Origin of the sequence: Spiroplasma endosymbiont of Sarcophaga variegata (assembly GCF_965178695.1) — a bacterium.
GTDB classification, from domain to species: Bacteria; Bacillota_I; Bacilli_A; order Mycoplasmatales; family Mycoplasmataceae; genus Spiroplasma; species Spiroplasma poulsonii.
The window spans coordinates 1,643,300-1,657,560 of sequence record NZ_CBCXVU010000002.1 but is presented as its reverse complement, the minus strand read 5'-3'; the positions used below and the strand labels follow the sequence as shown (position 1 = coordinate 1,657,560).

General features: G+C 26.4%; 15 protein-coding genes and 1 pseudogene. 6 read left to right on the top strand and 10 right to left on the bottom strand.

Features of this window, described 5'->3' with window-relative positions; translation table 4 throughout:
* Window position 1: 1 nt before the first annotated feature.
* Window positions 2-1,480, top strand: a pseudogene (locus ACOBME_RS10820) (spiroplasma phage ORF1-like family protein); the annotation flags it as partial.
* Window positions 1,481-1,500: 20 nt separating this feature from the next.
* On the opposite strand, the gene ACOBME_RS10815 reads toward ACOBME_RS10820, so the two are convergent.
* Window positions 1,501-1,845 carry a hypothetical protein gene (locus ACOBME_RS10815; protein ID WP_419335261.1) on the bottom strand — a complete coding sequence of 115 codons (345 nt, stop codon included), beginning with the start codon at window positions 1,843-1,845 and terminating at the stop codon, window positions 1,501-1,503.
* Window positions 1,826-1,933 carry a lipoprotein gene (locus ACOBME_RS10810; protein WP_338963303.1) on the bottom strand — a complete coding sequence of 36 codons (108 nt, stop codon included), beginning with the start codon at window positions 1,931-1,933 and terminating at the stop codon, window positions 1,826-1,828. The genes ACOBME_RS10815 and ACOBME_RS10810 overlap by 20 nt, the downstream gene beginning before the upstream one ends.
* Window positions 1,934-2,052: 119 nt before the next feature.
* Here ACOBME_RS10810 and ACOBME_RS10805 point away from each other — a divergent pair, with 119 nt between their 5' ends.
* Window positions 2,053-3,024 carry an IS30 family transposase gene (locus ACOBME_RS10805; protein ID WP_419335259.1) on the top strand — a complete coding sequence of 324 codons (972 nt, stop codon included), beginning with the start codon at window positions 2,053-2,055 and terminating at the stop codon, window positions 3,022-3,024.
* A gap of 97 nt (window positions 3,025-3,121) precedes the next feature.
* Complete coding sequence (locus ACOBME_RS10800; protein ID WP_338963247.1) at window positions 3,122-4,084, top strand: IS1/IS1595 family N-terminal zinc-binding domain-containing protein; 963 nt, start codon at window positions 3,122-3,124, stop codon at window positions 4,082-4,084.
* A gap of 430 nt (window positions 4,085-4,514) precedes the next feature.
* Here the strand turns inward: ACOBME_RS10800 and ACOBME_RS10795 are convergent, their stop codons facing one another.
* The 5 genes from ACOBME_RS10795 to tkt form a co-directional block, all read right to left on the bottom strand.
* Window positions 4,515-4,766 (bottom strand): hypothetical protein, encoded by a 252-nt coding sequence (locus ACOBME_RS10795; RefSeq protein WP_338966424.1) that lies wholly within the window; start codon window positions 4,764-4,766, stop codon window positions 4,515-4,517.
* The gene (locus tag ACOBME_RS10790) at window positions 4,766-4,915 is read right to left on the bottom strand and encodes a hypothetical protein (protein WP_338966423.1); all 150 of its coding nucleotides are present in this window, start codon (window positions 4,913-4,915) and stop codon (window positions 4,766-4,768) included. The genes ACOBME_RS10795 and ACOBME_RS10790 overlap by 1 nt, the downstream gene beginning before the upstream one ends.
* Window positions 4,916-5,135: 220 nt before the next feature.
* Window positions 5,136-5,423, bottom strand: a complete 288-nt coding sequence (locus ACOBME_RS10785) for a hypothetical protein (RefSeq protein ID WP_419335257.1) — start codon at window positions 5,421-5,423, stop codon at window positions 5,136-5,138.
* Between the two features lie 50 nt (window positions 5,424-5,473).
* On the bottom strand, window positions 5,474-6,001 hold the full coding sequence (locus ACOBME_RS10780) for a GNAT family N-acetyltransferase (protein WP_338966419.1): 528 nt from the start codon (window positions 5,999-6,001) through the stop codon (window positions 5,474-5,476).
* Between the two features lie 49 nt (window positions 6,002-6,050).
* Window positions 6,051-8,018, bottom strand: coding sequence for a transketolase (gene tkt, locus ACOBME_RS10775; RefSeq protein ID WP_338966418.1), 1,968 nt, complete (start codon window positions 8,016-8,018; stop codon window positions 6,051-6,053).
* A 375-nt stretch (window positions 8,019-8,393) separates the two neighbouring features.
* On the opposite strand from tkt, the gene ACOBME_RS10770 reads away from it, so the two are divergent.
* Entirely contained in the window at window positions 8,394-8,594 is a 201-nt protein-coding gene (locus tag ACOBME_RS10770) for a hypothetical protein (protein WP_419335255.1), read from the top strand.
* Window positions 8,584-9,810, top strand: coding sequence for a hypothetical protein (locus tag ACOBME_RS10765; RefSeq protein WP_338966416.1), 1,227 nt, complete (start codon window positions 8,584-8,586; stop codon window positions 9,808-9,810). Before ACOBME_RS10770 ends, ACOBME_RS10765 begins: the two co-directional genes overlap by 11 nt.
* A gap of 72 nt (window positions 9,811-9,882) precedes the next feature.
* Here ACOBME_RS10765 and ACOBME_RS10760 read toward each other — a convergent pair whose 3' ends face one another.
* On the bottom strand, window positions 9,883-10,584 hold the full coding sequence (locus tag ACOBME_RS10760) for a hypothetical protein (protein WP_338966415.1): 702 nt from the start codon (window positions 10,582-10,584) through the stop codon (window positions 9,883-9,885).
* Window positions 10,499-11,224, bottom strand: a complete 726-nt coding sequence (locus ACOBME_RS10755; RefSeq protein WP_338966413.1) for a hypothetical protein — start codon at window positions 11,222-11,224, stop codon at window positions 10,499-10,501. Before ACOBME_RS10755 ends, ACOBME_RS10760 begins: the two co-directional genes overlap by 86 nt.
* Before the next feature lie 488 nt (window positions 11,225-11,712).
* Here ACOBME_RS10755 and ACOBME_RS10750 point away from each other — a divergent pair, with 488 nt between their 5' ends.
* Window positions 11,713-13,017, top strand: a complete 1,305-nt coding sequence (locus ACOBME_RS10750) for a phosphatase PAP2 family protein (protein WP_419335252.1) — start codon at window positions 11,713-11,715, stop codon at window positions 13,015-13,017.
* Between the two features lie 65 nt (window positions 13,018-13,082).
* Here the strand turns inward: ACOBME_RS10750 and ACOBME_RS10745 are convergent, their stop codons facing one another.
* Window positions 13,083-14,261 carry a hypothetical protein gene (locus ACOBME_RS10745; RefSeq protein WP_419335250.1) on the bottom strand — a complete coding sequence of 393 codons (1,179 nt, stop codon included), beginning with the start codon at window positions 14,259-14,261 and terminating at the stop codon, window positions 13,083-13,085.

The window sequence follows — 14,261 nt, the reverse complement described above, 5'->3', positions numbered from 1 at the left end:
AGTATATCGTTGAGATGGAAACGGTGAACCAGAATTACCCGTTGTTGATAATGATGGCAAATTAAAATTATATACTGAATATTATCAAAATGTTCGTTCTTTTTTGCTTAAATATATTGATGTTATTGTACAAGAAAATATCCGAATTCAGCAAGGTGGTAATCCAAACTATGATGACCCAAATTTGGGTAGTGAAAGAATAATTTTTGATTTTGAAATTATTAATAATATGGAAAAATTAGATTGAAAACCTGATGTTATTTTAACTAGAAAATCAATTTATCGGATGATTTTAACAATTGATGAAAATAAAAATATTATTGCTGGTAGTTTAGAATTAACACATTTTAAACAATATTGGGATGGTAATAATGCAAATAGTTATTGGTATACTGATGATTTAGGTTTTTTATTTTCTTTCATAAAAGAAAAAGAAGATACTTTTAATTTTAGTGCTGAAACTTATAATTATTATCAAGGTAATTCTCCTAATATTGGTAAAATGGTTTTTGAACAGATGAAAGGTCAAATTGATATTAATAAATTTTTAAAAGCCTTTTTTACCCATGCTTTGGTACCTTTATTTCAAAATCGCAGTAATTTTATTGAAAGTGGTTATATTGATAATTTACAGTATGATACTGTTTTAATTAATTTTTTTGGTTTAAAATTGATTAATTTTAGAGATGTTTTAATTGATGAAACTAATACTAATAAAAATCAATTTGAAAAACTATTAAATAGTATGTTTACGGTTTCCCAAAATTTTTATAAAGATTATTTACGTACCATTTTTGATTTAGAAAATGATACTTATGTACAAGGATATAATAAAAAATATGGTTTATTAGCAAATAATGGTTTTAAAATTTATCCCCGTTATTTTTATTTTTCTGATAAATACAATCAATTAGACATTAAATTGTATTCAGCATTTAAAAATCGTTTTTATAATACTAATTATGGTAATGTATTTAATTATGATTTTTCAGTTGCAAATAATTATAATATTAATCAAAATGAAGGTTATATTTTTGAAGGTGCTTTAAAAGATAAATACGGTTTAAAATACAAAAAAATTGAAGAACAAAAAATCGGTTATAATGTTTTTGAATTACAAGCCCAAAAAGAAAATGATATGTACCGTTATTATGATTTTAATTTTGGAATTTATAACTGACAAGAAATAAATAATGGCGGGTTGTTTCCTGATGGACAATGATGACAAGCCCAATATGAAAGTTGTAGTTGATATAATTTAGCGTGTCATATAAAAAATGCTGCAATTTGAATTGTAAATAATATTCCCGGTGTTAAACAAGTAAACGAATTAGCAAGCGGTGTTGGTAAAATATTTCAAACAATATATAGTTTTTTTAGTCAAACATTTGAGGTATGAAAATTTAGTCCAGCATTATATAATACAATAACAAATATATTCCTATTAATTATCTTTATGAAGTTTGTTCGATTAATTTAAAAAAGGACTTGTTAGTCCTTTTATTCTTTTCAATCAATTATTAGTCATGTGTCTTTATTAATTTCTGGTATTTGTGGTTCATTGTTTTTATTTCAACGATATACTAAATTATAGTTTCAAATAAAATCTGAATCATTTTTTAAGTGTTGTCATCAAGTGTTTTGATTATTAATAAAATTATTATCAAAATAAAATTTTGTCGTTATATAATTATTTTCATATTTATTTATATAAAAATATCATTTATTAGTAGCAGTTAAAAATTCTTTATTAGGCGCCTGTGTTCTAGGAATATTAGTTCATTTGCTATTTTCTGGTAGTTGTTGTGGTTCTGGTGTAGGTTTATTACCCCCCCCCGTTTTCATTATTATTTGGTTTTTCACAACTAATTAATGTTGTTGTACTTGTTGCTGTTAATCCGATTACTCCTAAAATACTTAGTAACTTTTTCATATTTTACTTCTCCTTTATTAAAATTACTTGAATGCTATAATTAATTTTATCATATATCAATAATGTATTAAATAATTTTAATATTAAATTTATAAATTAATGAAAGGTATATAAATGTTATGTATAGTCATTTAAGTTTTATTGATAAGGTTAAATTGGAAAAATTATTATTATCAAAATTATTTTTAAAAAAGAATGGTGAAATAAATATTTCACAAATTGCTAAATGTTTGAACAGAAATCGTAGTACTATTTTGCGAGAAATTAAGCGTTTTAAAACTATTGATGAATATAGTGCTTATAAGTCAGATAAAATGTATTGTGAGAAAAGAAAAAAGAATAATAAAAGATATAAGTTTACAGAAGAACAATTAAATTTTATTAATATAAGATTTAATGTTTATCGTGATTCTCCATCACAACTTATTAATCGTTATTTTCTAAAGTTTGGTATTAAATTTCCTGTTTGTGTTAAAACATTGTATAAATGAATTCGTTTGGGTTTTTATGGTTTTTTAAAACAGAATTTACGTCATCGTGGTAAAAAATATAAAACAAAAGGAAAATTTGATAATCGTGGTAAATTAATTAATTTTAAATCAATATGAGATATTGAGAATAAAGAGACTGCTGTTGGTTGATTTGAAATGGATACCATAGTTGGAAAAGAGCATCAATCTAGTAATTTGGTTTTAGTTGAACAAAATAGTAAAAGTTATTTTGTTATGAAATTAAAAAATCATACTGCTAATGAAGTTGTGGAAAAGTTTAAAGATATTGTTATAAGTAATAATTTATTTGGGAAAATTAAAGGAATAATAACTGATAGAGGAAAAGAATTTAGTAAATGAAGAGAATTAGAAATATTTGCTGAAACACAAGTTTATTTTTGTGACCCTGGTAAACCACAACAAAAACCATTAATTGAATATATGAATTCTGAACTTAGACAATGATTTCCTAAGGGAACTGATTTTAATAATGTTAGTCAACAAAAAATAAATTGAGTAGTTAATGTTATAAATGATAAATTAAGGCCTGTTCTTAATTGAAAAACAGCAAAAGAGGTATTTTCAGATAATTTTAAATAGGTTTATTTGAAGTAATTCTTTAATTTTGTCGAAAACTCTTGATATTTATAAAATATACCTAAAATTAGGTATATTTTTAATATATAGAGGTAAATAAATGATGAAAAAAATAATTACAGAATTAATAAATAGCTTAACAGATGATCAATTTTTAGAATTTTATGAAAAAATAAAACAACAAGCAGACTTAATTAAAAAACAAAAACGTTTAAATGAAATTGATCAAAAATTTAGAGATAAAGGCATTATATGTCCTAATTGCAAATCTTTTCATTGTGTTAAAAATGGTCATAATTCCGAAGGAAAACAAAAATATTTATGTAAAAAATGTCGTGCTAGTTTTGATGCATTTCGTCATCATTTTACTTATTGAAGTCATTTAAATTATGAACAGTGAAATTTATTAATTCAAATTTCATTGTTAGGACAATCTAGTAAAATAATTTCTCGTTTTATTAAAACAACCCCAAAAACCGCTTGATATAATCGACAAAAATTAATGCAATCAAAACAATTAGAAAATACACAGTTAAAATTTAAAAAATTAAATGGTCAAATCCAAATGGATGAAACATTTATTAAAGAAATTCATAAAGGCAATTTTAAAGATAAATTTGATAAACGAAAAACTCATCTCGATCCATTTTCAACTGATACCAAATGCTGTATTCAAATGGCAGTTGATAGCAATAATAATATTTTTGTTCAATCCACCAATACCAAAAGATTACAAAAACAATGGATTATTGAAAATATGAATAAGCAACTAATTAAAGAAAAATCAATAATTATTTCTGATATGCAACCACTATATTTATTAGTAGCAAAACAAACAAATTCTACTCTATATTCCACCAAAACTAGTACAAACCCTGATACTAGTTATCAAAAGTTAAATAAGATTAGTAAATTACAATCCAGTCTTAAAGAAGCCTTAATTCATTATCATGGTTTGGGTTTCACTAATATTCAAAATTATTTAAAGCTCTGAAAATGAAAATACCAACACAAAGGTTTAACACCAAACCAACAATCAACGGTATTATATTTTAACGTTTAAAAAATTTAAAGCAAAATCATAATCTTACACAAAATTAGTTTTCAAATTGTCATATTGATGATTTTTTTTATTTCATCAAGAGTTTTCGACAAAATTAAAGATAATAGTTATTAAAATATAAAATTAATCATTTATAATTAAATTGATATTTTTGCACTACATACTGCCTACAAATTTTAAAAAGAAAGTAGATATATTTATAAAGAATATTATAAAAATTTATATTCCAAAACTACTATTAATATGACCCTTAATAAAAATATTCTTATTTTTATTAAATCCTACTTTAAAACAATTATTTCATTACTAATAATTTCAATAATAACTTATAGACATTGTGTAATACAAAAATAAACAACAAAATTATTTAATCAACTCACATAAAAGCTAGTGTGCCATAGCTAAGATATATGATAAGTAATAATAAATATTAAAATCCTTTAACCATAACACGGAAAAAGTTTAAAATCTTAATGATAACAAAAATACCAAATGGAATTAAAATAATTCACGCATCACCTAAAAAGGTCATTAATTGTGGTAATACATCATAAATTGCTTCTTTAACTTCCATCATTGCTTGCCCTAAACCACTTCAAATAGAACCCATTCCATCTGAAATAGTAGGTTTATCACCAACTGCTAAAAAATTAATTGCTGTTGTTAAATACATACCTAACATTATTTCTTATCCTCCCTATTTTCAATTTCTTTTTTATCTTTTTTCTTTCCTCGAATTTGGCGAATTTTTTGATAAATTGATAAACCAATTCACGCAAAAATACCTAATATAATAACAACACTAAATATTGTCGTTAATCAAACTGGCATAACTTATTCCTCCTAAAAATCTAATTTTCGCGGCACGCTTCGCGTGTTCGCTACGCTCAAAATAAACTATATTGAATAAATTACCGCTAATAAATTACGCGGATAATTTATTCATCTTCTTTTTCATTATTAATTACAATATTATTTACCGTATTAATAACATTATCTTTTCCATACTTAGTTACTAAGGACCGTAAAATAAAATAATGTTTTCTTTCCATTAAAAAATAAACTCCTTTCTGAGTTGATTTGTTGCACTTCACTTACACGATGCCCAAGCAACAATTGTACAAGAATATAACGTAAAATAATTTGAAAAATGTTGTCATCCAACATGACTTAACATTTCTCACATTCGATCTGCTTCAACAATAACTAATCAAATTGCAATTCCAACGCGTAAATAACAATACTTCGTTGTTTTTGCATAAAAATTTGGAAAAATCCATAATGTTGTTCATAACAAAATAGATAAAATAATTGCTAAAACCCATGAAAAAATAACCATTTAATAAACTCCCCCTTTAGTTTTTTCGATGTCTTTAATATTTTATCTTATTATCAGCTTAATTGATATAAAACATGTTTTGATAACCAATTAGTTTTTGTTAGGTTTGGATGATTAAACTCTTTTGTTTTTGACATTCCAAGTTTCTTCATAACATTTTCTGACCGCTGATTAAAAATACTGGTAAAACTATAAACTGTTTGAAAATTTAAATTATTTTTAGCATAATTTAAACACCTCTGTGCGACTTCAGTTGCAAACCCTTGTCCCCAAGCTGATTGTTTTAACCTTCATCCAATTTCAATACAAGGAGTAAAATCAGCCTGAAAAGTAACATTATTAAAACCACAAAAACCAAGGAATTCATACGTTGCTTTTAGTTCAACAACATATAACCCATAACCATTAGTTTTAAAATTAGTTTGAATGTTAATATAAAAATCATTTGTTTCTGCGGCTGATAATACATTTGGAAAATATTCCATTACCGTTTGATCAGCATTTAGTGCTTGAAATGCTGCTAAATCAGTTTGCTTACACATTCGGATTATTAATCGTGCTGTTTCAAATAAAATCATTTGTTACTCCTATTTCTAATTCAATTATAAATAAAAAATGCAATTGCCATTATTTTGATAATTGCATTTTTTTACTAATTGTATTAACAATATTTTCAACATTAAAACCAAAATATTCTAATACATCATGGAATGGTCCTGATTGTCCAAAAGTGTCGATTCCAAAGTTTAATCCTGTATTTGAAGTATAACGTTCTCAACCAAAGGTTGTTCCTAATTCAATTGAAGCAATCAACGCTGTTGGCTCTAATAATTTTGTTTTATAAGTAATATCTTGTTTATCAAATAATTCCCACGATGGCATTGAGATTACTTTTACATTAATTTTCTTATCATGTTCTAATTTTTTCGCAACCACAATTGCCATACTTACTTCACTACCTGTTGCAACTAAAACAACATCATTATGATGTTCTGAACCATAAACTTGATATGCCCCTTTTTTAACCATTTCAACGCTAGAATGTTCTAGTTCTGGTAAATCTTGTCGCGTAATTAAAATAGCACTTGGGGTATGACGAGATTGCAAGGCAAGATGATAAGCTCCTAATGTTTCATTAAAATCAGCCGGGCGAAAGACATTTAAATTTGGTTGACTTCGTAACATTGCTAACTGTTCAATTGGTTGGTGTGTTGGTCCATCTTCACCAACGGAAATTGAATCATGTGATAAGACATAAACAACTGGAATTTCCATTAATGAACTTAATCTAATTGCTGGTTTCATATAATCAGAAAAAACAAAAAAGCCACTAGCAAATGGTAATAAACCACGATGTAAACAAATTCCATTATTAATAGCGGTCATTGCGAACTCACGAACCCCATAAGCTAGATTACGTCCTATTCGATTTTCAGCGCCATAAACACCATCAGCACCTTTTGCTTTTGTACTACCACTTAAATCAGCACTACCACCAATTCAATTTGGAATAATACTTGAAATTCGGTCAATAATAGCACCGCTACTAATTCGTGTTGCTTGCGGTTTAGTTGGTTTTAAATCAAGAAATTGTTCTGGATTAAAAGTAAAGTTCCCATGAATTGCTTCATCTACTTCTTTCCCCAATGCTGGATTTTCCTGACAAAATGCTTCATACATTTTTAATCATTGTTCATACTTTTTAATTCCACGGTTTTTAACATTAACTTCAAAATCATCATAAACTTCACCAGGAATTTCAAATGGTTTTTCAGTTCATCCTAATAAATTACGAACAGTTTCAATATCTGTTCCCAATGGTGCGCCATGAACTGCTGGTGTGCCTTGTTTCGTTGCCCCGAATCCAATTACTGTTTTAACTTCAATTAACGTTGGTTTATCACTTTTTTTTGCTTTAATAATAGCTTCGTTAATTGCTTCAACATCATTCCCATCTTTAATAAAAAGATAATTTCAATTTGCTGCTTGAAAACGATCACCAATTTTCTCACTTTGCGCAACATTAACCACATTATCTAATTGAACATCATTTGAATCAAATAGGACAATTAATTTATTTAATTTTCAATGTCCAGCTAAAGAAATTGCTTCTTGAGTTACCCCTTCTTGTAAATCACCATCACCACATAAAACATAAGTATAATGATCAAAAAGTGAATATTTTTTTGTATTATACTTGGCTGCTAAATGAGACTCTGCTAATGCTAAGCCAACTGCTGTTGCAATTCCTTGTCCTAATGGGCCAGTAGTAACATCAACTCCGGGTGTCAAATATGACTCCGGATGACCAGGAGTAATTGAATCAACTTGGCGAAAATTACGTAAATCTTCAATGTTAAGGTCAAATCCTGATAAATGTAATAAAGAATATAATAAAGCACTTCCATGTCCTGCTGCTAAAACAAACCGATCACGGTTAGTTCATTTATCAACTTGCGGATTAACATTTAAATGTTTAGTAAATAAAGTGTAAGCCATTGGCGCCGCACCAAGAACAATACCTGGGTGTCCTGAATTAGCTTTATTAACTGCTTCAATTCCTAACATTCTAATTGCATTAATTGATTTTTTCATTCTGTATTCTCCTTTTTATACACTGTTTAATTAATATTCATATTAACATTGTACAACGAATTAAAAGAAAGATATTTATAATTTACAAAATAATTGCTTAAATCTTACTTTTTTTGATTATTAATTTATAATAAGAAAAAGTTTATATTTAAAAATAGAAAAAGAGTTATGGTAGTGGTCAAATATTTGTTCAAGAGTCGTGATGATGTCATTTAGCTTTGCCAAAAGAACACATTTTAAATATATAATAATGAATGGAGAACTTTTATATGCAAAAGATGTTAAATAATATTATATTTGGAACTATTCACTCTTCTTTTTGGTTGATAATCTCAAATTCTATTTTTGATGGTAAAAAATAAAAACATTTTGATGATGCAAAAAAGAGTTGAAAAACAACTTTATTATCAGTTAGTTCACAAATTAATTCTTAAAATTACTATTATTACTTCATATTTTAAATTTATTACTTTGTTCAATAATTATTTCTTAAATAATAGTAAAATTAATTTATATAAGATAACACCACAAACAAAACAAGAAAGCAAAGGATGTGATAACAAAAATGACAACTAAATTACGTAGTTGAAAAACAGTACTAATTATACAAGGAATTTTAATGGGAGCTTTATTTTCCTTTTTGCCTTTTGAAATTTATCAAAAATTTGGACTCACAAAAATTTGATTTTTTCTATTATTCCCAACTGCAATGTTCTTCTTTACTCCGTTATGAGCAAAAATAAAAAAGAAAAAAGATAACATCTTTATCTTACAAATTAATAGTTTTTTTCTTTTTGTTTTTGTTTCTTTACTAATGATGATTAATTTCTTTGATAATAATTTAATCATTTATTTTTATCCGCTTTTACTCTTCGCAACTGGCGTTTTTGTTGCGGGAATGGTTCCTTTTACAACGGAAATCATTCGGAGTTATGCCCGTCAACATCAATTAAAAACAAATCCAAGTCTTTATTTTACCTTGGGTAGTGTTGTTACCATTATTATTCCCTTTTTATTTCAATATTTCTTAAATGATTTAGGAACTAATATTGCTTTACAAACATATTTCACGTTGATTACTTTAATTAATTTTAGTTTAATCTTTTTTAATCATGATTTAAAAACAGAAGAAGTTACCTTTAAAATTAATCCAACGAGTTGGAAAACATTAAAAACAAATCGACAATTTTGAAGTTATTTATACTCATCAAGTTTTTTATATGGTATTAATGAAGTATTTGGTTACTTATTACCAGTTTTAATTTTTAAAGATACAACATTAATGATCATTGCGATTGGAGTTTTATATGTTATTCGAAAACTAAGTTACTTACTTGGATATTTGATTAAAACCAATACTATTAAACGCGATGTTTGTTATAATACTATTATTGCTATTATTGCTGTTGCTCTATTATTAGGATTAACAATCACTTATTTGATGCAACAAACACAATTAAACCACCTTTTATATCTAACGCTTGGGTTGGGGGGTAGTCAAATTTTACTTGGCCTTTGTTTAGGGCATTTAAGCCGCATTCAAAAAAATAACATTATTAGTTTAGTTGGAACTGAACATCTAACATTAGCTTTAATGTTTGAACATGTTTTTGGTCATGCTATTTTTAGTCTATTGTTAGCTATTATCATTATTCCAATTATTATTAATTTTCATACAATAATGTTAACTTATATCATTATTTACAGTGTTATTATTGCTATGATAATGTTAGGTTGTTGTTTTGTTTTGATAAAACCAAGCATTAAAACAAAACTAAAACCAAAACAATAAATAATAATTTAATTTTATCAACAAAATAAAAACATCTTTATTCAAATAAAGATGTTTTTTAATTTATTAAATTTAACCTTTTTTAAGATAAAAATTACCAAAATAAACAGCTGATCAAGGTGAATAAGCTATTAAACCATAGAAAGATTTATCCCCAAGCATAAAACTAAAACTATACCCTTTTCCTCTAGCATTAATTTGTAAAGTATCATCATCTTTTACCCTTCATGTTGGATACTTTTGTTTTAATCTACCAACTGCATCATCAATATTGAATAAATTAATTCCTGGTAATGTACTAATTTCAGGACGATTAATAAAATCTTTTACTAATGGTTTTAACAAGTTTATGTAGTTCCTTGCGGCTTTCATTTGATCAAAAACATTACTTGGTACAACTAATTGTTGATAACGAAGATATGATTCGACACGATATGTTTCAAAAAATTTCACAACAATTTGACTGTAATCCATCAACTTTGTTTTTAAACCCTCTTTTGAAATTGCAATAATAACTGCTAAAGCATTTCCAGTATTATTTTCAATTACACCATTTAATGTTAACCCAGCAACTGTTAATTTATCAAAATTAACAGTAAAACTAGCTAATTGTAAGTCACTCCCACTAATGTTAAAAACATTTAATAGTTTCATCAAAAATTGATAAAAGGTATCAGCAGTCATCTTACTAATATCAAAAGGTCCCTCTCCTGCTCAAACATAAGCTGTATTTTCTGGCCGGGAAGGAACAGCAACCCCACTTTGTAACATCATTTAAAGCTCCCATTTGTAATAACAACAATTCTTGGTCAGCGTTTCATGTTACATATTCTTTAATCTCTGCTAGTTCAGGATCACTATTAATTAAGGTTGTTAACTGTTGTTGAATAATATTATCCAAATCAATATGACGTTTTGAATAATTAATATAAAAATTATCATATAAAGTTCTAAATCCAGGTGTTTTATCTAAAATAATTTTTCCTTTCTCATTAAAAAAACGAACAACAACTTTTGATAATTTTGAGACAATTCCACTTTGTAATTTTTTTATTTTAGCAGTGTCATTTGAAATGGTATATTGAATGACATAATCAGAAGTCATCACATATGTTTTAAACTGAACTTGAAAGCGAAACTTAAAATCAATTCGCCCGGCTTTTAAATTACTTAAGTCTTTTTCACCATTAATTTTTCCTAATGTTACAAGGTCAATATAATGTAAAGTATACCTTGAACTATTTAATAATTTTAGTGGTTTTGAATCAACATAATAATTTGAATACTCATTTGTAATAACATTATTAATGTTATTAAAGGCAATATTAAATTTACTATCTAAAATATTTAAAACAGGAGTAACATCAGGATTGTTTTTATTTAAGATTGCAGTTGATAACTCTTTAGTAACCAACGCATATAATTTATCAAAATCAACATCAGAATGATCATTATTATCAAGGGTTGAACTATTTTGTGAAAATTCTAAAAAAGCATCACTTGCTTGTTTTGAAATTTTGTCTAAGATTTCAATATCCTTAAAACTTCCCGTATCATCATCGACTATTGTTTCAGGGTTGACGGTACATCCAACAAGAGCTGTTCCAAATACCCCACTTAAATTAGCAATTCCTACTAAAGTTATAATTTTTTCATATTTTTTCTCCTAATATTTTTCTATCGGGTGTGAAAATAATTATATAAAAAAATACAAGAAGCAAATATGCTTAGTGTTAAAGATTATACTATGTCATTTTGTCAAACACATCGTGGTGGAGATATGCCTCTATTAAATATCATTAATATTCCACATTTTTTTGATTTATTTATTATAAAAAGTAGCGAAAATATTAAGAAACATAAATTGGTCTTTTTTTACTATGATATAATACTTTTATGAATATGTTAAATTTTAAGAGAAAACCAAAGAAAGAGTTTTATGCTAACGGTTCTGCATTTATTAATAAAAATAGTAAACACAAAATTATTTTTAAAATATTAAAAATTATTGCATTAACTGTTGTTATTACCCTTTTTATCGTAGGAAGTATTTGAGATAAACCAATTGCAAAAGCGATTGGTGATTTAAATGATAATGGCCCTGTCAGTTGGTTGAGTTTATTTTGAGATAAACTAGCTTATACAATGACAGTCCCATTTATGTTTGCAAGAGCTGGAATCTTGTTAGAAAGTTTAAATATAAAATATAAAGCAAAATTTAAATTTTTAAATATTATTATCATAATAGTTTATGCCCTATTTATAATTTTATTTACATTAATTATTAGTAGAATGATCTATCAACAAGCAACCCTTGATGCTTTTGGTGGTAAAGGGAGAGAATATTGATTTGGTCTTGATGGAACAAATACGATCATAGTAATGACGATTCAACTTAGTATTGAAGTTATATTAATGTGTGGGACTGCTTGATTCTTAAGAGTTAAATTTTCAAAAAGAGATGATTTGTTAACTAATAATTATTGAATTGATGCCCTAAAAATATTTGTCGTATTCGGTCTTTTTGGTGTTACTTTTGACCCAATTTTAAAAACTTTTTTTGGAAGACCCTATTGAGTTCATGTTGATTATCAATATGTTATTGATAACTTACCAAGCAATTGAACAAACAAACCAACTAATATAGTTAATGCACAATATTTAGATTGATGACAAATTCAAGGATTTAAAGCTGAATACTGAGATTTCTTATTGGGTAAAAGTGGCGAAGGAAATCATTTTTGAAGTGACAAGGCATTTCCATCTGGCCATATGAATTCATCATCAATGCCCGTTTATGGATTCTTACTATATTTCATGAATGAAAAACGTAAACAAAATATTGTTTGATGAAAATGATTAATATTTGGCTTCTTTATTGCCGATGTTGCGATGATGGGATTTATGCAAATTATTTCAAGAACACATTATTTAACAGATTTAATGTTTAGTTTAATTGTTTTATTAATATGCTTTAAAGGGGTAGCTTATCTCGTTGATCATGTCATTTATAAAATTTTATCATTCATTTGAAACAAACAAAATAAAACATATAACATGTTTGAATGAAATAATGGTAAAAGAACAGTTTTATTTATTAATATTGATGGTGTTTTATGAATTGTAGCAAAAGTTAGAACTTCTAACATTAACAAATCTAAAAAATATAAATATTGACATAAAGATAATACTATTTATAAAGAATAGGAACTATCTATTATTTTCTAAATAAACTACAAAAAAATAAAAAAATAAGAAGAAAAAAACCCTTCTTATTTTTTCATAACTGATTTAACTGTTTCATCAACAGTTGACTTTAAGGTTAATTCATACATTATCGTATCATTAACGTTTCGTGGTACAACTAACATAATCTCATATTCAACACCATTATCAATCATTAGATCACCAACTTGATACACCGTTTGAAACTCAACCAGATTCTTCCCATTGTCAGTGGTATAATCATAATCATTTAAATTAAAACCAACTTTTTCACGAAAGGCTTTATCCTCAATAACTGTTGGGTCATTAAATTCTAATGGAAAAGCTTTAAAAGCTTCTTCATTTTCGGTTTGATTATCATCTAATTCTAAATCAGGTTCTGCTTCTAACTCTTCTTTAATTTTTTTTCGATCAAAAATTGAACTTAAAGAGAGTTTTTTCTCACTTTTTGTTTCTGTTAACATTTTTGTTGATAGAAATTGTTGCGTTGGAAAATCATTAACAAAATTTGTATCACGTTTTGGCATAATATATTCGGTTGGTTTAACCAAACTAATTGGTCGTTCAATCCCACTGTTTGTTCGTTCAAACTCATCACGATCAACTGTTTTTAACATCTCAACGCGTTGCTGCTGCTGTCCTAATTTTTCTTGAATTACATTTAAATTATGACCAAACCGTTCAATTTGTTCTTCGCTAACTTGGTTTGAAGAAACCTTTGCTTTTGGGGTAATTAATACCGTAAATTTTTTTAAAGCCTTTACATCATTATGTAATTTAATTAAATAATCTTGCACTTGGTTCATATTAGTTTTTAAATCATTTAATAATTGATTATCTTCGTTTTTAACTATTGGCGGTGTTGGTGGCAGTGATTTTGTTGCTTTTTGCCAAGTTAATAAGCATACTATAATTGTAATTAAAAAACTAAATCCACAGACAGGAACAAGGATTATTAAGAAAGAATAACCAACTTGGTATAAAGTTACAAAATTAGTTGTTAATATTTCCATATTATTTTGGTTAATAATTTTCATTGAGAAAATAAAATTAATACCATATTGGATTAACCAAAAAGCTGATGGAAAATCTGCAACAACAATAGTTGCTTTACCATAGGCATTAGTTCCTGATAAAACAAGGGTTTGGTTATTAACAAGTAATCGATGGATTTGATTTCCAGCAATGACAATTAAAATGATTGATAATAATAGAAACAAAAGCAT